Raw genomic sequence first — 20741 nt, forward strand, 5'->3', positions numbered from 1 at the left:
GGTGGCCTTGGCGCGTCACCTCACCCTGACGGCGGCCGCGCTGACCGAGGGGTGGGGTGACGCCGTGCTCATGGCCGTCAAACACGCACTGCTGGCCACCGGCCTGTTCAGCCTTCTGAGCCTCGGCGGCACCGAATGGCTCACCACTTGGGACTGGCGGATCCCGTTCTGCGCGTCCGTCCTGCTCATCGGCGTCGGTCTCGTCGTGCGGCTGAAGGTCGAAGAGACCGGCGCGCCGATCCTCTACGCGGTGCGGACGAACTGGAAACCGATCCTGCTGGGCATCTGCGTACTGCCCGTCGCGGTCGGCGGCTACTACCTCGTCACCACCTTCGCGACGGCGTACGCGACAGATCCCACCGTCGACGTCTCCGAATCGCTGGTCCTCAACGCGCTCACCATCGCCGCCTTCGTGGCGCGTGCTCAGCATCGCCTGCGTGCCGGCCGCACCCCGGGCACACCGACGAGGTCTAGCGGACGCGCAGCCGCCGCATGAGTTTCAGCCCGGAAAGCATTCCCTCGACGTACTTCTCGTAGGTCTGGCCGCCGCGGGGACCCATGACCTGTTTCTTGAGCACAGCCACGTTCTTGACGTCGGTGTACTTGAGCAGGCCCTGGTCCCCGTGGCGGGCGCCGACGCCCGAATTCTTGACGCCACCGGACGGTGTCCCCTTCGACGCGTACGCCGTGGCCAGGATGTCGTTGATGTTGACGTTGCCGGACTCGATGCGCGCGGCCACCGCGCGTGCGGCGCCGACGTCACCGCCCCACACCGACGCGTTGAGGCCGTATTCGGTGTCGTTGGCGAACGCCACGGCCTCGTCGACCGTGCGGTACGTGTGCAGTGCGACAACGGGTCCGAAGGTTTCGGTGACGCCGCAGAGCATGTCTTTCGTGACGCCTTCGAGGATCGTCGGTTCGAAGAACGCCGGACCGATGTCGGGTCGCGGCTTTCCTCCACAAAGGACGGTCGCGCCCTTCGCGACGGCGTCGTCGACGTGCGCCTTGACGCGGTTCATGTGGTCGACGGAGACGAGCGAGCCCATGTCGGGCCCGAAGTCGTAGGCGGCGCGGACGTCGAGCGCCTTGGCCTTGGCCACATACGCGGTCTTGAACTCGTCGTAGCGGGACTCCGGCAGGTAGATCCGCTCGATGTGCATGCAGATCTGCCCGGTGTTGCCGAAAGCGCCGAAGATCGCACCCTGCACGGCCTCGGCCAGCTCGGCGTCTTCGAGCACGATCATCGGGTTCTTGCCGCCGAGTTCGAGGCAGCAGCCGATGAGGTTCCGTCCCGCACGCTCGCCGATCACCCGGCCGGTGGCCGTGGAACCGGTGAACATCACGTAATTCGCCTGGTCGATGAGGGTGGGGCCGACGTCGGGGCCCTCTCCGCACACCACCTGGAACAGGCCCTTCGGCAGCCCGGCCTCCTCCAGCATCTCGACGCCGTAAAGCGGTGAGAGCGCCGTCTTGTTGTCCGGCTTCAGCACGACGGCGTTGCCTGCCATCAGCGCGGGGACGGCGTCGGAAATGCCGGTGGCGAACGGGAAGTTCCACGGCGCGATGATCCCGACGACCCCCTTGGGCTGCCGGATCTCGGTCGACGTCGTCAGGAACGGCACCGGTCCGCCGCGTTTGGTCGGCGCCAGCAGGCTGGCTGCCCGCGTCAGGTAATGGCTCATCACCATCGCCGGGTCGCAGGTCTCCTCGATCGCCATCCGGCGGTTCTTGCCGCTCTCGACCTGGATGAGATCGGCGACGATCCGCGCGCGAGCGACGAAGAGCGCGTGCGCCCGCTTGAACACCTCCAGCCGCCGCTTGAGCGGGGTCGCGGCCCACTTCTCCTGCGCGGCCCGAGCGGTGGTGAACGCATGCTCGATGTCGGCCGGCGTCGACTGAGGCAACTCGACGAGCACCTCGCCGGTGTAGACCTCGGTGAGCTTCCAGGTCGCGCCGGACGAGCCCGGCACTCGGGCGACGAGACGCCGCAGGAACGCGTCGGTCACCGACGCCGGACGGGTGAGCGCGAGCGGAGTGACGGTCATGGCCCTCTTTTCCGTCAGTTGTCCGGTCAGTTGTCCGAGAGGACGAGCTGCGCGCCCATCTCGCCGATCATGATGGCGGGCGCGTTGGTGTTGCCGCCGGTGATCGACGGCATGATCGAAGCGTCGCAGACCCGCAGGCCTTCGACGCCGCGGACCTTGAGGTCAGGACTGACGACGGAGAGTTCGTCGACGCCCATCCGGCAGGTGCCGACACCGTGGTAGACCGACGTCGCGCGGTTCAGGATCGCGTCGCGCAACTCCTGGCCCCGCAACGCCTTGCCCGGGTGGAGCTCCTCCTTGATCGACCCCTTGAACGCCTTCGACGCGAAGATCTCGCGGACCATCTCCGAGCCCTCGCCGAGCACTTCGAGATCGGCCGGGTCGGACAGGTACTGGGGGTCGATGAGCGGCGCCGCCGTGGGATCGGCCGAGGCGAGCCGCAGCGTGCCGCGGCTCCTCGGGTAGATCAGCGTGGTCAGCACGGTGAGCGCGGGCCGCTTGTCGACGTCGTGCCGGATCGGCGCGTCCTGGTTGGGCGTCACGTAGGCCCACGGCAGGAGATGCAACTGGAGGTCCGGGACCTCGGCGGCCTGGGAAGTCCTCAGGAAAGCGACGGCCTCGAAGACCGAGTGCGCCAGGAACGTCGTGCCCGGCCGCATCAGTTCGCTGACCAGGCCGCGCGCGAAGTACGGCGGCGTACCCCTGTTCTTGCTCGACGACGCGCGGAAGGTCAGCGCGTGGAACATGTGGTCGTGCAGGTTGTCGCCGACCGGCAGATCCGCGACGACGTCGATGCCGTGCTCCTTGAGGTGCTCGGCGTGGCCGATCCCGGACAACATCAGCAGGTGCGCGGATCCGACGAAGCCCGCCGAGAGGATGACCTCCTTGCCCGCGCGCAGCGTTCGCTTTTGCCCGTTCGCGTCGACGACCTCGACGCCGACCGCACGGCCGTTCTCGATGAGCACCTTCTTCGCCAGCACCCCGGACTGGACCTCCAGGGTCGCGGGCGCGAGACGGTGGATGTAGCCGCGCGAGGCGCTGTAGCGCAGGCCGTCGGCGGCGTTCTGCTGCATCCGGCTGACGCCCTCTTGTGAGGCGGCGTTGTAGTCGTCGAGGATCTCGCAGCCGATCGCGCCGGCGGTCGCCTGGAGGAACTGAAGTGTCCCCTCCTGCGGGGTTTTGTTGCGGGTGACCCGGATCGGCCCACCCGCGCCGCGGAACGTGTTCTCGCCGTCCTCGAAGTCCTCCATCCGCTTGTATGCGGCGTTGACACTGTCGGCGTCCCAGCCCTTGTTGCCTTCCGCGGCCCAGGAATCGAAGTTGGCGCGGTTGCCGCGGACGTAGACCATGCCGTTGATGGAACTGGAGCCGCCGACGACCTTGCCCCGCGGCACTGGCATCCGGCGATCGAGAACGTGTTTCTGCGGGACCGAGTAGTAACCCCAGTCGAAGGGTTTCTTGAGCTGGGGTACCGCGTGCATGGGGCCGACCAGCCCCGGCTTCTTGACGAGCAGCCTCTCGTCGCTCTTACCCGCCTCGAGCACGATCACGCTGGCTCCGGACTCCGCCAGCCTGCCCGCGATCGCGGCCCCCGAGCTGCCCGATCCGACGACCACGTAATCGGCCTCGTCGCCGCGCGGCGCCCTGTTCGCCATTCCCGCTCCTCGGTCCGCCACCGTGCAGAACTATAACCTGTTCTAGTTCTGCCACCGTATAGCGAGACGGCCCCCTTCCGCAATGGCGCTCGGCGCCGAGTACGCGGGCGACATAGTCGCCACTTTGTGTAGTTTTATCTGCTGCCTGAGTAACCACGTCCCTTAACGGGTCGATCGCGAACTCGGCGCAGTCCTCCGGTCGCCGCTCACGCTGAAGAAGTGACCGTCCGGACACACGGTCGGCCTGTGCGCGGACGAGTTGTCCCCGCACAGGCCGATGATCGGTGCCCACGCTCAGCGCAGCGGTTCGAGCGCTTTCGCCAGCGGCTCCAGCACGGCGGGGGTGTGCGGCGGCGGCAGGTAGATGATCGCCAGGTCCAGGCCCACTTCGCCGAGCGCTTCGACGTCCGCGGCGACCTTGGCGTAGTCGCCGTCCACCCCGAGGCGGACGTGCGAGGACAGCGTGATCTCACTCGGATCCCGGCCGATGTCCGCGCAGTGCCGATGGAGGACCTCACGCTTGTGCGCGAACTCCTCCGGCGTGCCACCAACGAAGTTCCAGTGCTGGGCGTACTTGGCGGCCGTGCGCAACGTCCGCTTCTCGCCGCTGCCGCCGATGCAGATCGGCGGATGCGGCTTCTGCACACCCTTCGGCTCACAGCGGGCGTCGGTCAGTTTGTAGTGCTCGCCCTGGAACGTGGTGGTCTCCTGGGTCAGCAGACCGACGAGCACCTCACAGGCTTCCTCGAACCGGTCGCTGCGTTCCTTGATGGTGCCGAGTTCCATGCCGTACGCGCCGGATTCCTCCTCGTTCCAGCCCGCGCCGACGCCGATCTCCAGACGACCGCCGGAGACGATGTCCAGTGTCGCGGCCATGTTCGCGAGCAGCGCGGGGTGCCGATAGTGAATGCCGCTCACCAGCGTGCCCAGCCGGAGCCGTTTCGTGGCCTGCGCGAGCGCGGTGAGGGTGACCCATCCTTCCAGGCAGGGACCGGTCGAATCCGAGAAAATGGGATAGAAGTGGTCAAAGGTCCAGCCGGATTCGAAGAGTTCGATTTCGTCGGCGGCCTGCCAGACGGCGAGCATGTCGGACCAAACGGTGTCCTGCGGCGAAGTCTTGATGGCGAATCGCATGATCTTGATCGTAAACCTGGAGTTCCTCCAGTCGCCCGGCCGAAATTCAACGGGCGATACCGCGGCGCGAGTAGTCGTCGGCGTCCACTCCGGACTCGACGAGCAGGGCTCGCGTGTGTTCACCCAGCGCCGGGACGTCGCCCATGCACGCCTCGAAATCGTCGAAGGTCACCGGTGGCAGCAAGGCGTCGACGCGGGCGAACTCGGTGCCGACCTTGCGCCAGCGAGCACGGGCCCGCAGCTGGGGATGATCGGCGACCTGGCCGACGTCCTTCAGCTGGGCGGCGGGAACCCCGGCGGCGGCGAGCCGTTCGTCGAGTTCGCTGTTGGACCACCGCGAGGTCCGGGCCGCGACGGCGGCGTCGCATTCCGCGCGGTGGGCCACGCGTCGCACGTTGGTGGTGAAGCGCGGGTCGTCGGCGAGCTCCGGCGCGTCGAGGACGTCGGTGACGAGAGTCCGCCACCCGAGGTCGTTCTGGACACCGATCAGCATCTGGCCGTCGCTGGTGGGAAAGGCGTCGTACGGCGCGATCGCACCGTGACTCAGGCCCATCCGGTCGGGCTCGGTTCCGGCGTACATCCGGGTGTTGAGCGCGTAGCCCATCCATTCGACGGTGGCCTCCAGCATCGAGACCTCGATCGTCGCACCCTCGCCGGTGCGCCAGCGGCGCAGCAACGCGGCCAGCACTGCCTGCGCGCAATACATGCCGGAGGCGATGTCGGCGGTCGGAATCCCGGTCTTCACCGGGGTTTCGGCCGTGCCGGTGATCGCGATGAGGCCGGCCTCGGCCTGGATCAGCATGTCGTAGGCCTTGCGCCGCTCCATCGGCCCGCCCGCGCCGAAGCCGGACAGGTTCACCACGACCAGCTCGGGCCGCTCGTCCCGCAGGTCGCCGAACCCGAGCCGCTCGGCCGCGCCAGGCGCGAGATTCTGCAGGAACACATCGGCCTTCGCGATCAGTCGCCGGACGACGTCACAGCCCTCGGCGGTCTTGAGGTCGACGGCGAGCGATTCCTTCCCGCGGTTCAGCCACACGAAATGCGCGCCGGTGCCGTGGACGGCGTGGTCGTAGGCGCGCGCGAAATCCCCGCCGTCGACGCGCTCGACCTTGATCACCCGCGCGCCGAGGTCGGCGAGATGGCGAGTGGCCAGCGGCCCCGCGACAGCCTGCTCGATGGCGACGACCGTGATCCCGTCAAGCGGCCGGGTCATGCTTTTTTCTTCGCAGCGCGCACAAGTCCGCCGCCGATGATCAGCCGTTGGATCTCGCTGGTGCCTTCGTAGAGCCGCATCAACCGGACATCACGGTAGATCCGTTCGACCGCGACCTCGCGCATATAGCCGCTGCCACCATGCACCTGCACCGCCAGATCCGCGGCTTTCCCCGCCATCTCGGTACAGAACAGCTTCGCCGCCGACGGCGCGATCCGCCGGTCCTCACCGGTCACGTAGAGCCGCGCGGCCTCACGGGCGAGCGCGCGGCCGGCGAGGACGCCGGTCTGCTGATCGGCGAGCATCGCCTGCACCAACTGGAAATCCCCGATCGGCGTGCCACCTTGGGTCGCGGTGGCGGCATACGCGACCGACTCGTCGAGCGCCCGCTGCGCGGTCCCGACGGCCAGGCCCGCCAGGTGGATCCGGCCGCGCGCCAACGACGTCATCGCCGCCTTGTAGCCGACGTCGCCGTCTCCCCCGACCACCGCCTCCGGGCCGACACGGACCTGCGAGAACGAGACGTCCGCGGTGCGCGAACCCTCTTGCCCCATCTTCGCGTCCTTCGCGCCGACCTGGATGCCGGGCGCGTCGGCGGGCACGAGGAAGACCGCGATCCCGGTTCCCGTCCGCGCGAACACCACGAACAGGCCTGCCTCGGTGGCGTTGGTGATGAACTGCTTGCCGCCGTCGATCACCCAGCCGTCACCGTCCGGCTTCGCGCTGGTCCGCAGTCCGGCGGGGTTCGATCCCGCACCCGGCTCGGTGAGCGCGAACGACGCGACGACCTCCCCCGAAGCGATCCCCGGCAGCCACCGGGCCTGCTGCTCCTCGGTGCCGAACCCGACCAGGACCTGCCCGGCGATGCCGTTGTTCGTGCCGAACATCGACCGCAGCGCCAAGGACGTGTACCCCAGCGCCATCGCCACCTCGACGTCCTGGACGAGGTCGAGGCCGAGCCCGCCCCACTCCTGTGGGATCGCGTATCCGAACAATCCCATTTCCGCGGCCTGAGCCCGCAGGTCGGCCGGGATGGCGTCCGTGCTCATGATCTCGAGTTCACGCGGCATCACGCGACTACGCACGAAGTCGTCGATCTGGCCGAGAACGTCCGCGAAGACGTCATCGGGGACGTCGGGGTTGCCGGTGTACATGCCCTCACTATCGATCACCGGCCCGGGTCAGGTCCACAATGCGTCGAAATTCCCGAGATCGCCGAGTGGGATGCCTCCGCCTTCCGTCCGGACAACAACACCGACTCAAGTGCTGTGGTGTTCAAGGACGACGAGTGCGAGAACGAGGACTACTTTTCACTCCGCCCCCACGGTGGCCATGGCTCGGACAGGCTTCTGCCGCGCTCGGTGCTCTTCAATTAGGCCGAGCGGATCTCGACAATTCGCCCCGGCCGCCGGGAAGATGGCTCCCCGGGGGTGGTTGTCATGGCGCGGCGCCGTCTGACTTTCCTTGTTGTGCTCACCATCGTGCTGGGGCTGGTGGTCGTCCCCCGCGCCTCGGCCGCCGACCCGGTCACCAGGTACGAAGGCGAACTCGACGGCGCACGCTATCTGGTGCTGGTGCCGGAAAATTGGAACGGCACGCTCATGCTGTGGAGTCACGGGATGTACTCCCTGGCGTATCCGGAACCGGAGCGGATCGCGCTGACCTCACAGCCCACGACCGAAACTTTCTTGCTGGCGCAGGGGTACGCACTGGCCGCGTCCCAGTATCGGGCCGTGCGCGGCTGGTCGATCGAAGAGGCGCTGACCGACCAGATCCGGTTGCACGACTGGTTCTCCCGCACCGTCGGCCCGCCGCGTCGCACCGTCGCGGCGGGTGAATCGGTGGGGGCGATCACCGCGACCCTCCTCGCCGAGCGGAACCCGCGCCGGTTCGCCGGACTGATGACCTTCTGCGGCAACCTCGCCGGCGGGGCCGCGCACTGGAACTCCGGTCTCGATCTCGGATACGTGCTGAACACGCTGCTCGACGCGCGGTTGGAACTGGTGCGAATCACCGATCCCGCGGCCAACGTGGACCGGTTCACCGCCGTGGTCCAGGCCGCCGCCGCGACACCGCAAGGCCAGGCCAGACTCGCGCTGGCGAACGCGCTGGCCGAGATCCCCGGCTGGTTCGACGCCACCCGACCCCGGCCGTCGGCTGTCGCCGAACAGGTCTTCTGGCAGGGCGTATGGGATCGCTTCTATCGCGCCGGCGCGTTCGGCGTCGACAGAATCGCGTTGGAACAGCGCGCGGGCGGCAACCCGAGCTGGAACGTGGGGATCGACTACCGGCGGATCCTGGCGAAGGCCGGCGAGCGGCCGCTGGTCGAACAGGCATACGCGGAGGCGGGACTCGACCTCGACGTCGACCTCGGAGAGTTGGCGAAGGCGCCACGTATCTCCCCTGATCCGACCGCGGCCGGCTATCTGGCGAGGTTCGGGTTGCCGCTGGGACGCACGCCGGTTCCGGTGCTGACCATGCACACCGTCGCGGACGGCATCGCGCCGGCGGCGCACGAACGCGCCTATGCCGAGCGAGTCGCGCTGGCCGGTGCCCCGGGAAAACTTCGTCAGCTGTTCGTGAACCGGGCCGGACACTGTGTGTTCACCGCGTCCGAGGAGATCACCGCGCTACGCACGCTGGAGCAGCGGCTGGACCGCGGACAGTGGCCGTCAAGTGCCCCTGACGCACTGAACGCCGACGCTGGCAAGCTCGCCCCGGAACACCAGACGATCTTCGACACCGTCGGAGAAACCCGGGTCACGACCACGCCCGCGTTCGCGCGGCACTCCCCTCCCCCGTATCCGAGGGCGCTGCCGTTCTAGGTTCCGGTGAGGATCGTCAGCCCGTAGGCCGACAGGACGCGGTTGACCGGGAAGAAGTAGGTGGTGCCGCCACTGGAACAGTTCCCGCTGCCACCGACCAGCACACCCTGTGCCTGCGTCCCGCTGACGAACGGCCCGCCGCTGTCACCGGGCTCCGCGCAGACGGACGTGCGGGTCAGTCCGGTCAGCGTTCCCTCGGGAAAGGTGATCGACACGTTCTTCGCCAGGATGGTGCCGCACCGCCAGCCGGTGGTCGCGCCGTACTTGCACACCGACGCGCCGACCGGGGCCTCGACCGAGCCGGTGATCGTCACCCGGCTGTCGGTCGGCGGGATCGAGCCCACCAGCCGCCAGTCGGTCGTATTGGTCACGCGGATGACGATCGCGCCGTTCGGCGGAGCCTGGGCACCCAGGACGACCCCGACCACACGACCGGCGCTGCGGATGGTGTCGCCGGGCTTGCCGCAGGCGGAACTCGCGATCAGGTAGCCGGCCTTCCCCGCGACGGCGGCGAATCCGGCCGTGCACCGCGACGCAGCGCTGCCCTGCAAGACGCTCCCGCCGCCCAGCGGGGCGGGAGCGCTCGCTTGCGCGGTCGGCGGCAGGACGAGGCAGAAGAGCGCGACCAGGCCGAGCAGAAAGTGGGATCGGGGCAGCCTCATGGGACCCTCCGATGGCCGGGGATGCCCTGATCGTAACCAGCGAGCAGCCCCGGCCCATCCGCCGAATCGCGCATTCTCAGCGCCAGCCGAGCTCCGGCGCCACATGCGTGAGAATGCTTTCCAGCACGTGCGCGTTGTACTCGACACCGAGCTGGTTCGGGATGGTCAGCAGCAGGGTGTCCGCGGCCTCGATCGCCTCGTCCTCCTTGAGCGCCCGCACCAGCTCGTCGGGCTCCGCGGCGTACGACCGCCCGAAGATCGCCCTGGTCGTCTCGTCGATCATGCCGACCTGGTCACGCGAGTTCCGATCGCGGCCGAAGTAGGCGCGGTCCAGATCGTTGGTCAACGCGAAGATGCTGCGGCTGACCGACACCCGCGGCTCCCGCTCGTGGCCGGCCTCCTTCCACGCTTCGCGGTAGGCCTCGATCTGCTTGCGCTGCTGGACGTGCAGCGGTTCGCCCGTCTCGTCGTCCTTGAGGGTGGAACTCTGCAGGTTCATGCCCTGCTCCGCCGCCCAGACAGCGGTCGCGTTCGAGCTGGAGCCCCACCAGATCCGCTCGCGCAGCCCCTCGGAGTGCGGCTCAAGGCGCAGCAGCCCCGGCGGATTGGGGAACATCGGCCGCGGGTTCGGCTGCGCGAAACCCTCCCCGTCGAGCAGCTTGAGGAAGACCTCGGTGCGCTGCCGGGCCATGTCCGCGGCGGTCTGCCCCTCCGCGGGGCCGTAACCGAAGTACCGCCAACCGTCGATCACCTGCTCCGGAGATCCCCGGCTGATCCCGAGCTGGAGCCTGCGATTGGAGATCAGATCGGCGGCGCCGGCGTCCTCGACCATGTACATCGGGTTCTCGTAGCGCATGTCGATCACGCCGGTGCCGATCTCGATCTTCGACGTCCGGGCGCCGATCGCCGCGAGCAGCGGAAACGGACTCGCCGCCTGCCGCGCGAAGTGATGCACACGGAAGTACGCGCCGTCCACGCCGAGCTCCTCGGCCGCGACCGCCAGGTCGATCGACTGGTGCAGGAAGTCGGCGGCCGATCGGGTCTCGGAGTGCGCGCTCGCCGACCAGTGGCCGAAGGACAGGAAACCAATCTTCTTCACGCACGTGTAAGCGTCCGGTGACCGGGTTTGATTCCCTGCCACCCACCCTCACCAGTCACTTATTGCAACCAGTCGTCACACTGCGCACTTCAGGCCTCGGACCTGCGGGCTTATTGGCGTCACTCGTCCATCCGAGGTACGAAAGTTGTCAGAGGGTAACCAATCATCGTCTCAATGTAGGTCTGCGTGACGATACGGACCCCCCTGATTAAGGCCTTCAAGGCGCCGTATACTCTTCTCACATCAGCAAGTCCGAGTGGCGGAATGGCAGACGCGCTAGCTTGAGGTGCTAGTGTCCTTAACGGACGTGGGGGTTCAAGTCCCCCCTCGGACACACACGTTATCCACACGGGGAGAGGCGGTCACCACGACCGCCTCTTTTTTGTTGTCGTAGAGCACTTGCAGCCCAAGGTCCCGGTAGACCTGCGTGATGCGGTCCGGGTTCCGCGAGTTCAACGCTCGCTCGACATCACCCAGCGAGTCCAGCATGGCGTACATATCCGCCGCGTCGATCGTGGCGGACTCAGGCAGGTTCTCCAGCTCCTCTCGTGCCGCCTGGCGCTCCGCCTGAGCAAGATTCATAGCGTCCACGAGCGCCGCCGGATCCACTCCAGCCTCGATCGCCGCCTGATGACGCCGCAACCGTGCCTCTGCGGCCTTCAACCGCTTCTCAACGGTCTCGCGTCCCGTTCCCGACCCACCCGGCTGGGCTCCGACCATCGTGGCCACGGTCTCGTCGCGGTTGTCCGGGGCGAACACTTGGCACAGCCAGGCATTGAGCGGTGGAATCACGACGTCCTCGCGAAGGTTCACCGTCTTCGGGTGATCAGCCAGCACCGGCGACCCCGGCGCCATCGTCCGCGCGATGCACCGGTAGTAGATGCCCTTCCGAATCGCAGCACCCTGCATCTTCCGAGCACAGATGTCGCAGCGCACCAACCCTTTCAATAGGTATATGTGCTTGGCCGCGGGACGTTCGCGATCCAGCTTCGCGATGCCACGCAGTCCACCGGCAGCCCGTGACCGACGCATGAGCTGAGCCTGAGTGAAGTCCTCAACCGAAACGATCTTCGGATGAGCAGGCTGCCGTGAGCGCACGATGCGGTCAGGTGCCGCGCGCCGGAACCGGACCACATGCCCGGCACCTACGTCGTCAGGGTTCAGGAGCGTCTCGTGCTTCGCCCATCGGCCGAAGATGGCGTACCCGGTGTAGCGCGGATTCTCCAGAATCGATCGCGTTGTGCTGCCCTGCCATCCGTCGGCGAGCCGATGCCTGTTCTGCTCCGGCCGCCGAGCAGAAGGGCACGGGATCCCATCGAGATTGAGCCCGTTCGCGATCGCTCGATCACCCTTCCCGTCGAGGTACTCGGCGAAGATCCGCCGCACGACCTCCGCAGCAGGCTCGTCGATCGCGAGCACCCGCAGCCGGAAACCCTCCGCAGCCTTCCTGGGGTTCGGATGAGGTCCGCCATCCACGACCACGTAGCCGTACGGGGCGCGGCCGCCCTGATGCCGTCCCTCGTTGAGGACCTGCGCATCCATCGCAGCCCTGACCCGAGCCTGAACGTGCTGCCGCTCCGATTCACTCATGCCGCCGAGCACGCTCATCAGCATCTTGTGCGAAGGGTTCCGCGGATCAAACCGCCCGCCGAGCTCCGGCACCCACAGCTCCACCCCATAGGCGGCGAACCGCGGGGCGATCAGCGAGAACTGGTTGCCGAACCAACAACGGGTGCCCTCGCCGACGACCAGGGCGTTCCACGTCCGACGCGGATTCTTCAGCTCGGCGAGCAACCGGGATGCCTCGGTCCTGCGCTCCCACGGCACTGAGCGCGACTGCCCGATGTCGAAGTACTCCGCCACGATCCGGCCGCCGAGCGGCTCGACGAACTTGCGCGCGTTGCCGAACTGCCAGCCTCGTGAGGTCTCCGGGTCCTGGTTGTCCTCGGTCGAGCAACGGCCGTAGACCGCAAGCTCTCCGATTCCTTCGTCCACCGGGTCTGCGGCCTGTAGTCCCAGAATGTCGTCCAGCGTTGACCACGGATCGTTACTGATTTCAGCCGTCATTGCCTGCCTCCTCCGCCGGTCCGTCCAGGACAGGCACTTCGGTCAGCTCGATCAGGATGGCGAGCAATCCGCGTGCGACCGCAGGCGACACAGCAGGCAATCCAGCAGGTAGGATAACTTGAACGCCTTGATTCTTCGAATGATCGGCGCTCATGCCTGATCACCGAAATCTTCCGACACGGCACCGCTGGCCACGCGGGCTACGGCGCTCTTGATTTCAGCTGTTAGATACCCGCGAACCTGCCGTGTCTCGCCGCTTTCGGTCGTGATCCGATCCCGCGTCGGCCGGCATCCCGCCTCACTCATCTGCTGCGCGAGCGTCATCCGATCGATCTTCAACGCGTCCAAGAGCTCCGCAGTCGGCACGAACTCGCGCCCCTCCGGACCAAGGTCGTCGCCGAAGTAGTCGACGATCGATGCGAACGGTTCAGGCAACTCGCCAACCGCGTCACCGCCGCCACCTGAACCGATTTCCTTGACCACCGCAGCGTGGTCGAGCACTGGCGTCGCGTCCTGACCCGCCGCGTGCCCCGTCAACGTTCCGGCCGCTTCCCGCAGCGCCCGGCCCTGCTCGCAGATCGTCCGCCAGTCCTCGTTCGGCATGTAGTAGGTCCGGACTGTCATCGCGAGCACATCGGCTCCGGCTGCAGTGTCGCCGTCCGGGCGCAGGATGCCCACGCCCTTGTGCGACGGCAGCAGACGAGACGAATCGAACCCGCGCGTGTTCATCTGCTCGCCGAGCACGATGTTCGAGTCGCGCCAGTCCATCACTCGGAGCGCGAACCGCGAGCCGAGCACCGCACGTAAGCCGGACGGAATCGTCTTCGAGTCCGGCCGCTGCGTCGCCAGTACAAGCACGATCCCGGCAGCTGGCCCCTTCTTCGCCAACCACGTCAGCAACTCGCCGACGTACTCGCCCGCCGTCAGCCTCTTCCCCTGCACCTCAATAGATGTGCGGTCCTCAAGCGGGACTTGGACCTCATCGATGAAGATCGCCGTAATCGGCATGTTCAGCGCCTTGTCGCGAGACATCTCCGGCGTGACCTTCGACTCCGGGCACGTCAGGTCATCGAGATCCCGCATCCGCCGAAACCTCGACTGAACCTCTGCGACCAGCTCGGCGAGCCAGCCGATGAGGGCCAGGACATGCTCGGATTCGTCGCCCGCTATGAACCGATGCGCGACCTTGCCGGCCGAGTCCCAATCCTTGCCCGCCTTGAAGTCCGCGACGTACAGCCGCACCCACGCGTCCAAGATGAGGCCAGAAGCGGCGAGCCTCGCAGCGAATGTCTTGCCCTGTCGCGGAATCGCGCCCACAAGCAACGACGTCCACACCAGAGGGAGATCGATCCGTCGATCCCGTGCGTCTCGCCCGAAGGGAACCGGACGCCACGCATCCCACTGGGCCGCCCCGAGTAGTGGCGTCCGTAGCGGAGGCGACGCGTATGGGTCTTCGTCAGCAACCCACATCGAGACCCGACCAGCGTGACCGCCGTTGCCTCGGACGCGTTCCACGATGAGCTGCACCTCATCGACCGCCAAGGCGGACGCGAGCGCGTCCCGGTTCTTCACGACGTCCGCGGCCTTGCGGGTGGCGGGGAGGTCGACTGTGACGGCCCAGCCATCACCGACCCGAGTTGCCCGCTCGACCAACCTCAGCGACTCGTCCTTGCCGATGAGCTTCGCATCCCGAAACGCGTCCACCAGCACCTGCGGGTCCATCGTCCATGTCAGTGTGCGCGGACCTGCGAGCGCAGGTTTCCGTCCCGGACTCCCGTCTTTGCGTCGGCCAAGAATCGCCAAGGCGACCGATGCACCAGCGCCCGCGATCCACAGTGGATCGGCGCCGTACAGGAGATCCACCATCGCGACCGCCAGAGCAACGACGGCGAGCACCAATCCCGTGACTTTCCAGCGGAACAGCGTGAGCCCGCGAATCTCCGTGAACTTGTCGGCCAGCTTCTCGGCCTCCTCCGCGGCAGCCCGATAGTCCCGCACCGTCACCCAGCCACGCCACCACCGCGCACCGACCACCACCCCGCGGACAACCGCCCCGAGGAAGCGCACCGGTGACATGACCAGCCAGGCAACCGCGTCCTTCGCGGCCTGAACCGCTTGCGGTTTGTTCTTGAGCCACAACGGCACGCGTTGCGAGTGCAGCCACCACATCACCAGCCGGTTGCGACGTGTGCGGCGACGGGGTTGCGGCAACGTGTCATCGACCAGCTCGCCATCCAGCACGGGACCTGCCTTCACTGGCAGTGCGCCCGGCTCAGCCATCGGCCACCTCCGCGCGCAACGCACGCGCCAGCCGCGGCGACAACCCGCGCGAACATCCGGTCGCCTGCCGGATCCACGCCGGCGTGACGTCGACATCGGGTGTCCAGCGTCGCCGAGCGTCGGCCAGGTAGTCAGCGAACAGCTTCCGGCGCCCGGCGTTCATGGACTCGCCCTGAACACCTCGCCGTTCACCGGCAGCCACGATGGCAGCATCGGTCAGCTTGTCGCGCAGATCAGTGATCGCCTCGACCGCGGCGAAGACGACCAGCGGAGGCACCGAGTGCAGGACGATCGCCGCTGGATCTCCATTCGCATAAGACGTCCACGTGTTCATGACGTAGGTAGCGGCGAGCGTGAACCACTTCGCCCGCCGAACCCATCCACCGGTGCGAACCTGGTACCGGGCAGTCACCTGCTCCGCGCGAAGGATCGCTAGCAGTACGAGAGACACCGTCGGGTCCAGGACCCACGCAGCCAGCCACGGCAGCGACCACGGCCGGGTCCCAGCCGAGGCGAAGGTCTGAACGTTCGTCATCGTGAAGGCCAGCCCGAGCACAATCCCCGTCCAGCACATCCAGTCGACCTGCCGACGTACCCGTTCTATCCGGAGCGCCACGACGTCCGGATCGGTCTCGTACGCCCGTACCTCTGCGGCCTCGGCCGCGTCCTGGGCCAGCTGTTGCGCTCGTGTCATCGGCGACCACCCCGCTTCGAGGTGTCGACGGTCGTCACGGTCATAGCGCGAGTCAGCGCATGAGACGCGAACAGCGCGGGTAGTCCGAGTACCGCGAGCCGCAGCCACGTGCTGCTCGGATGCGAGATGACGACCCACTGAACAGCCACGATCAACCCAGCGTTGAAAAGCACGCGGCCGGTCAGGGAGACCAGGCGTGCACCGCTGCGCGTCTTCTCTGCCGCGGCTTTCGCCCGGCGAGCGCCGGCCCGCCAAACCCAGAACAGCACGACCAGCACGCCGACTCCGGCGAGTATCTGCGTTGGCGTCAAGGAGAGGCCGTTCATCGCGCACCTCGCTCGACCCGTTCACCGCGTCGAAGCCAGTGCGGATGAAGCTCCCGGCGATCGTCGTCGGTCATCCCGCCCCAGACCCCGGCTGTGTCCGCCCCGGCAGTACGCAGCTCCAATTCCAGACATTCGTCCCGGACCGGGCATCCTCCGCACAGTCGGTCGGCGAGCTGCTGATCGGTCTGCGCCGGTGGCGGTTCGTCCTCCGCCGAAGGCCACATGCAGACCCCTTCGCTGGTGACGATGGCGGTCAGGACGTCCGAGGGAATCCACCGCAAGCGGTCCAGCCGCCACGCGATCCCGATCAGCCGGAGGTCATCGGCGTGCATGCCGCACCTCCGTCCTGCTTCGTGGTGCCGAGCAGCCGAGCGAGTTCGGTCGACGACACCCGCAGACCGGACCGCGAGCGAATCGTCCTCAGCTGCCCGGTACGGATCGCCTGACTCGCAGTCGAGCGCGAGACACCCAGAATCCAGGCGGCCTGCTGAATGGTGTGGAAAGTCATTTGCGAGTTCATAAGAAAGACCAATCTGATGATTTCAAGACTATGCTGTTGATTTCAGCGCTTCAAATGGTGCGTTTGTCCGACGCGCCGCCGCTAATGCGCTAGGCGACGCGATAAAAGCGCGATGAGCCGCTAATCTCAGCGCTGAGGCGGAGCGCGGAGGGATACGTGTCGGAAGACTGGGCGGCAGTCGCGAAGGCGATCAGCATGCGCGTCAACGAACTCGGCTGGCGTCAACGCGAGCTGGCCGAGCGGTCGCACGTGTCGCAGGCGATCGTGCGCGAGTTGCAGCACCACACTGTGGAGCGTCGCCGGAGCGCCCGCACGCTCGAAGCCCTGTCGACGACGTTGGGCTGGCACCCGCAGCATCTGTTGGCAGTGCTGCAAAATCGCACTCCGCCGCACCCGGACGAGCCAGCCGACGACGGGCATGATCTCTGGCCTCGACTGGATGCGCTCGAACAGCGCATGGCTGAGCTCACTGAGCGTCTCGAAGACATTCAGTCGAACCTCGCGATCGTGGTCGAGCATGTCCGCTCGAAGCGTTGAAGATGGGCGATTCGGGCTGGTGATCCAGGTGATTTCCATACCTAGAATTCAAGGCCGAATCGGCGCACGATCCCATGCACAACCAGTGCGGGAGCACTGCACAACCACTGCATATTCGCTGCACATCGACTTTTCGGCGCGCCGATGAGCCGGACCAGCGAATGGACCGGCCGATCAGCGTCAGCGCTTCAAGCCGCACTGAGATTGAGCAATGAGCGGTTTGCCGAGAAGCTGGGCGTCGCCGCGCGCACCGTGGCGTCATGGCGCAAGAAGCCGGACCTGGTCCAGCAGTCCGAGATGCAACAGGTGCTCGACACCGCGTTTGAGCAAGCGTCGGCGGCGGAGCGTGCGCGCTTTACCGAGCTGGTCGGCGAAGCGCCGGCCGCTAAGGCAGCATCGGGCGCCACCGAGGACGAGCGACTCACGACAGATCCGCACATCGGGGCAGCTCTCGAATGGCTCGACCGCTCAGCCCGCTGGACTCCCGGCACAGCTCGACGCGCGGTCGCTGCGCGTGTCGCCGACGTGTCCGTCCAAGACCTCCACAACCGCGGAACCCGACGGAGTTGGGTGAGCCAGCGGGAGGTCGTCGACGCTCTCCGCCAGTACTACGGGCATCAAATCGAGAATCACGGTCTGTACGGCGGGCGAATCGGCGCTGCCACCGTGAACACCAGCATCCTGACCTGCGCCGATTGGCTGGATGTGGCCTGCGAGCTACGACCAGAGCAAGAGCGGTCCACGGCAACGAACGCCCGGCCGGATGCCGGCCTCGAACTCGATGAACGCGCGGCGGGTCTCGCCGTTCAGCGCCTGGCGGAGACGCTGGCCATGAACACCCGTCTCGTGAACAGTCCGATCTACCGCCTGCTCGGCGCGGACATCCGCAAACACCAGCTCGGCGGTTCGTTCGGCGTCACTCACTTCGCGCACTACGCGCTGACAATGGACCTGCTCGAAGGCGAACTCATGGACGCCATCGCTGCAGGCTCACCGTCCATGCCACTTCGCGACCGGCACCTACCTGACCTTCGATCGGTGCTCGACGTCGGCAGTCGGCTCTGCGCAGGAGGCGTACTCGCGCTCACCGCCATCGCCCGGCCGGCTGATCCGTACCGGGGCGACGCGGACTACCTGCTGCTCGTCCAGGAACGTTCAGGCCATGTTCTGAACGCCGCGCGACGGCTCGCAGTGATCCCGAAGGGCTTCCACCAGCCACTGACCGACGTCCGCCGGGACGCGCAGGTGGGCGCGACGCTCCGGCGAGAGCTGGAAGAGGAGCTGTTCGGACGTCCGGACATCGACAACACGCTCGGCGAGATGCTGACAGCGGATCCCATGCACCCGGCACGCCACTCCGAACCGATGCGCTGGCTGACCGAGCAACCAGGGCGGCTGCGGATGGAGTCGACAGGTTTCGGCCTGAACCTGGTCAGCGGAAACTACGAATTCGCCAGCCTGATCGTCATCGATGACGAGGAGTTCTGGCAACGCTACGGCGGCATGGTCGAAGCGAACTGGGAATCAGCGACACTTCGTCAGTATTCAACGACCGATACAGATCTCGTCACTGAGCTACTGAGTGATGTAGCGTGGAGCAATGAGGGACTCTTCGCGATGATGCAAGGTTTAAGGCGTCTGGCGGAAACCGGAGGAGAACGCGTGAAGTTGCCGCCGATCGAATGGGAGCTCAGCAAGTGAGCGACGGCTGGACCGCCGGAAACGCCAACGAAGACGCAGCTGACACCCGCGGCTGGCTGGTCGGACACTTCATCGACCCGTCCCAGGGCGTACGTTCGTCGAAAGACGTAGAAGTCAAGTGGGCCAACCATCCTGCTGGTGACAAGCGCCCAGAGTGGACGTCCGATGACCAGCGGACCACCCTCGTGCTGCTCATCTCCGGCGAGTTCCGCGTCGATGTCACCGGCGGCGGCAAGACCATGACCCGGCAAGGCGACTACGTCATGTGGGGGCCAGGAGTCGACCATTCATGGGAAGCAATTACGGACTCGGTTGTCATGACCGTGCGCTGGCCCTCAGCGACATAGTTCAACGCCCGGAACGGTCAGCCGATCGCCGCCAATTTTGGCGAGCCGACGCAACCCCTGGAGCAGCGAGAACAAACCTTCATTGCTCCACGATTCATCGGCAATCAGTCCGCCGATCAAATCGCCGTCGAGCGTCGAATACGAGCGCAACTCAGCCGACTCCCAATTTGCCTCTACCTCGCCGCCGAAGCGAGACCAGAACTCTTCGTCGTCGATGACGACCAAGCTGGCGAACTCGTAGTTACCGCTGACGAGGTTGAGACCGAACCCGGTGCACTCCATCCGTAGCCGTCCCGGTTGGTCGGTCAGCCACCTCATCGGCGCGGACAACCTGCGCGGATGCATCGGATCGGCTGCTCTCTGGCTGCCCGCGGTGTTGTCGACGTCGACCCGCCCGAACAGCTCGTTCTCCAGCGCACGCCTCAGGGTTGCGCCGATCCGGGCATCCGCGCGTTGATCCGTCGATGGCCGGTGGAACGCCTTCGGGATCACGGCCAAGCTGCCGGCCGCGTTCAGCACGTTCCTGGACCGCTCCTGGATGAGCAGCAGGTAGTCGCGACCGCCGCGATACGGATCCGCAGGCCGAGCGATCGCGGTCAAGGCAAGCACGCCGCCCGCACACAACCGGCTGGCCAGGTCGAGCACCGTCGTGACGTCCGGCAAGTACTTGTCCCGCAGGGGCGCGTGACCAGGACGCAGGCCTCTACCTGCCGCCAGCATCTCGGACAACTCGCGCTCAAGTAGATCCAAGGTCAGGGCGTACTCGACGAAGGGCGCGACGTCCAAGCTGCCCGATAGAGCGCCACCGCCCACATCGAGCTCCGTCAGACGGTAGATCGGCACGTCAGCCACCCGAACGCCACCTTCAGCCGCTTCGGCGAGTCTTCCGACGGCCGCTTTCTCGTTGATGCCGCAGGAACAGCCCTCAAGGCCAGGCCGCAGAACCAGCTGATCGTTCTCCGGCGTCAGCTCACAGCTCAAGTCCAGCCACTCTGACCGACTCAGAATGCTGGTCCGAACGTCTTTCTCTCCGTAACGCGCTTGATAGAGCGCGTAGCCAGCAGGCGGTTCGCCGTAATAGATCGCCAACGCGTCGGCAGCATGGCTTCGATCGACCCGCGGTCCAGGTTGCCGATCTGGCGATACACGTGCCCCTACCCGTTCACGCGTAGTGCCAGGGCTCCAACCCGCACGACGATCCAACCAGCTGAACGCAGGGCCAAGCTCATACGGCAGATCAGCCACCGGCGAGCCGTCAATTAGCACGCGCAACTCGTCCTGGGAACGACCCAGAACTCTCGCTAGCTTCGGCCGTTGGAACGGCAGCGGCGCGAAGTCGCCCGCCTCCCAACGGATGACCGTCCGGCGATCGACGTTCATGATCTCGGCGAGCTTCTCCTGACTCAGCCCCACAGCCTTACGAGCTGAAACCAGCCCGTCACGTCGTCGGACGCCGATCATCGATCACCTCGCGCTACTTGACTTGCGACTCAGCATATCAGCCATATATCCAGGTGAAGACGAAGTATGTCACCGCCCTGTCACCAAACTCCGACACTTTCGCCCTGGTCTCTCGTCATTGATCTCACTTTGATGATTTCAACACACCGAGCGGACTTAGGGGCGGGCGAGATGA

20 protein-coding genes and 1 tRNA gene are annotated in these 20741 nt (G+C 66.6%); 6 read left to right on the plus strand and 15 right to left on the minus strand.

Annotated elements, in window-relative coordinates; genetic code table 11:
• The first annotated feature begins 1 nt into the window (after position 1).
• Positions 2-496, plus strand: coding sequence for a hypothetical protein (locus ACZ54P_RS20325; RefSeq protein WP_465463108.1), 495 nt, complete (start codon positions 2-4; stop codon positions 494-496).
• Here the strand turns inward: ACZ54P_RS20325 and ACZ54P_RS20330 are convergent.
• The 5 genes from ACZ54P_RS20330 to ACZ54P_RS20350 all read right to left on the minus strand — a co-directional run bounded on the left by ACZ54P_RS20330 (position 471) and on the right by ACZ54P_RS20350 (position 7201).
• Positions 471-2045: a succinic semialdehyde dehydrogenase gene (locus tag ACZ54P_RS20330; RefSeq protein ID WP_465463109.1), complete on the minus strand. Its 1575-nt coding sequence runs from the start codon at positions 2043-2045 to the stop codon at positions 471-473. The genes ACZ54P_RS20325 and ACZ54P_RS20330 overlap by 26 nt on opposite strands.
• Before the next feature lie 26 nt (positions 2046-2071).
• Positions 2072-3700 carry a GMC family oxidoreductase gene (locus ACZ54P_RS20335; protein WP_465463110.1) on the minus strand — a complete coding sequence of 543 codons (1629 nt, stop codon included), beginning with the start codon at positions 3698-3700 and terminating at the stop codon, positions 2072-2074.
• Positions 3701-3994: 294 nt separating this feature from the next.
• Positions 3995-4834, minus strand: a complete 840-nt coding sequence (locus tag ACZ54P_RS20340; protein ID WP_465463111.1) for an LLM class F420-dependent oxidoreductase — start codon at positions 4832-4834, stop codon at positions 3995-3997.
• 46 nt (positions 4835-4880) lie between these two features.
• A complete protein-coding gene (locus tag ACZ54P_RS20345) occupies positions 4881-6047 on the minus strand; it encodes a CaiB/BaiF CoA transferase family protein (RefSeq protein ID WP_465463112.1) in 1167 nt (388 codons plus the stop codon).
• A complete protein-coding gene (locus tag ACZ54P_RS20350; protein WP_465463113.1) occupies positions 6044-7201 on the minus strand; it encodes an acyl-CoA dehydrogenase family protein in 1158 nt (385 codons plus the stop codon). Before ACZ54P_RS20350 ends, ACZ54P_RS20345 begins: the two co-directional genes overlap by 4 nt.
• A gap of 285 nt (positions 7202-7486) precedes the next feature.
• On the opposite strand from ACZ54P_RS20350, the gene ACZ54P_RS20355 reads away from it, so the two are divergent.
• The gene (locus ACZ54P_RS20355) at positions 7487-8872 is read left to right on the plus strand and encodes an alpha/beta hydrolase (protein ID WP_465463114.1); all 1386 of its coding nucleotides are present in this window, start codon (positions 7487-7489) and stop codon (positions 8870-8872) included.
• Here ACZ54P_RS20355 and ACZ54P_RS20360 read toward each other — a convergent pair.
• The gene (locus ACZ54P_RS20360; protein ID WP_465463115.1) at positions 8869-9534 is read right to left on the minus strand and encodes a S1 family peptidase; all 666 of its coding nucleotides are present in this window, start codon (positions 9532-9534) and stop codon (positions 8869-8871) included. The two genes, ACZ54P_RS20355 and ACZ54P_RS20360, sit on opposite strands and share 4 nt — an antisense overlap.
• Positions 9535-9610: 76 nt before the next feature.
• Complete coding sequence (locus ACZ54P_RS20365) at positions 9611-10633, minus strand: LLM class flavin-dependent oxidoreductase (protein ID WP_465463116.1); 1023 nt, start codon at positions 10631-10633, stop codon at positions 9611-9613.
• Between the two features lie 250 nt (positions 10634-10883).
• On the opposite strand from ACZ54P_RS20365, the gene ACZ54P_RS20370 reads away from it, so the two are divergent.
• Positions 10884-10967 (plus strand) — tRNA-Leu (locus ACZ54P_RS20370).
• Here the strand turns inward: ACZ54P_RS20370 and ACZ54P_RS20375 are convergent.
• From ACZ54P_RS20375 to ACZ54P_RS20405, 7 genes are read right to left on the minus strand one after another with little or no spacing between them, the layout of a single operon-like run.
• Positions 10949-12700 carry a recombinase family protein gene (locus ACZ54P_RS20375; RefSeq protein ID WP_465463117.1) on the minus strand — a complete coding sequence of 584 codons (1752 nt, stop codon included), beginning with the start codon at positions 12698-12700 and terminating at the stop codon, positions 10949-10951. The genes ACZ54P_RS20370 and ACZ54P_RS20375 overlap by 19 nt on opposite strands.
• A complete protein-coding gene (locus ACZ54P_RS20380; RefSeq protein WP_465463118.1) occupies positions 12690-12854 on the minus strand; it encodes a hypothetical protein in 165 nt (54 codons plus the stop codon). Before ACZ54P_RS20380 ends, ACZ54P_RS20375 begins: the two co-directional genes overlap by 11 nt.
• The gene (locus tag ACZ54P_RS20385; RefSeq protein WP_465463119.1) at positions 12851-14980 is read right to left on the minus strand and encodes a P-loop NTPase family protein; all 2130 of its coding nucleotides are present in this window, start codon (positions 14978-14980) and stop codon (positions 12851-12853) included. The genes ACZ54P_RS20380 and ACZ54P_RS20385 overlap by 4 nt, the downstream gene beginning before the upstream one ends.
• Entirely contained in the window at positions 14973-15674 is a 702-nt protein-coding gene (locus tag ACZ54P_RS20390) for a hypothetical protein (RefSeq protein ID WP_465463120.1), read from the minus strand. Before ACZ54P_RS20390 ends, ACZ54P_RS20385 begins: the two co-directional genes overlap by 8 nt.
• Complete coding sequence (locus tag ACZ54P_RS20395; RefSeq protein ID WP_465463121.1) at positions 15671-16000, minus strand: hypothetical protein; 330 nt, start codon at positions 15998-16000, stop codon at positions 15671-15673. The genes ACZ54P_RS20390 and ACZ54P_RS20395 overlap by 4 nt, the downstream gene beginning before the upstream one ends.
• Positions 15997-16332 (minus strand): WhiB family transcriptional regulator, encoded by a 336-nt coding sequence (locus ACZ54P_RS20400; RefSeq protein ID WP_029715463.1) that lies wholly within the window; start codon positions 16330-16332, stop codon positions 15997-15999. The genes ACZ54P_RS20395 and ACZ54P_RS20400 overlap by 4 nt, the downstream gene beginning before the upstream one ends.
• The gene (locus ACZ54P_RS20405; RefSeq protein WP_465463122.1) at positions 16308-16508 is read right to left on the minus strand and encodes a helix-turn-helix domain-containing protein; all 201 of its coding nucleotides are present in this window, start codon (positions 16506-16508) and stop codon (positions 16308-16310) included. The genes ACZ54P_RS20400 and ACZ54P_RS20405 overlap by 25 nt, the downstream gene beginning before the upstream one ends.
• Positions 16509-16676: 168 nt before the next feature.
• Between ACZ54P_RS20405 and ACZ54P_RS20410 the strand changes: the two genes are divergently transcribed.
• The 3 genes from ACZ54P_RS20410 to ACZ54P_RS20420 all read left to right on the plus strand — a co-directional run bounded on the left by ACZ54P_RS20410 (position 16677) and on the right by ACZ54P_RS20420 (position 19105).
• Entirely contained in the window at positions 16677-17057 is a 381-nt protein-coding gene (locus tag ACZ54P_RS20410) for a helix-turn-helix domain-containing protein (RefSeq protein ID WP_465463123.1), read from the plus strand.
• A gap of 144 nt (positions 17058-17201) precedes the next feature.
• Positions 17202-18758 carry a transcriptional regulator gene (locus ACZ54P_RS20415; protein ID WP_465463124.1) on the plus strand — a complete coding sequence of 519 codons (1557 nt, stop codon included), beginning with the start codon at positions 17202-17204 and terminating at the stop codon, positions 18756-18758.
• A complete protein-coding gene (locus tag ACZ54P_RS20420; protein ID WP_465463125.1) occupies positions 18755-19105 on the plus strand; it encodes a signal peptidase I in 351 nt (116 codons plus the stop codon). The genes ACZ54P_RS20415 and ACZ54P_RS20420 overlap by 4 nt, the downstream gene beginning before the upstream one ends.
• On the opposite strand, the gene ACZ54P_RS20425 is transcribed toward ACZ54P_RS20420, so the two are convergent.
• A complete protein-coding gene (locus ACZ54P_RS20425; RefSeq protein ID WP_465463126.1) occupies positions 19094-20566 on the minus strand; it encodes a helix-turn-helix transcriptional regulator in 1473 nt (490 codons plus the stop codon). The two genes, ACZ54P_RS20420 and ACZ54P_RS20425, sit on opposite strands and share 12 nt — an antisense overlap.
• Between the last annotated feature and the right edge of the window lie 175 nt (positions 20567-20741).

It is taken from the genome of Amycolatopsis sp. NPDC034160 (assembly GCF_055575355.1).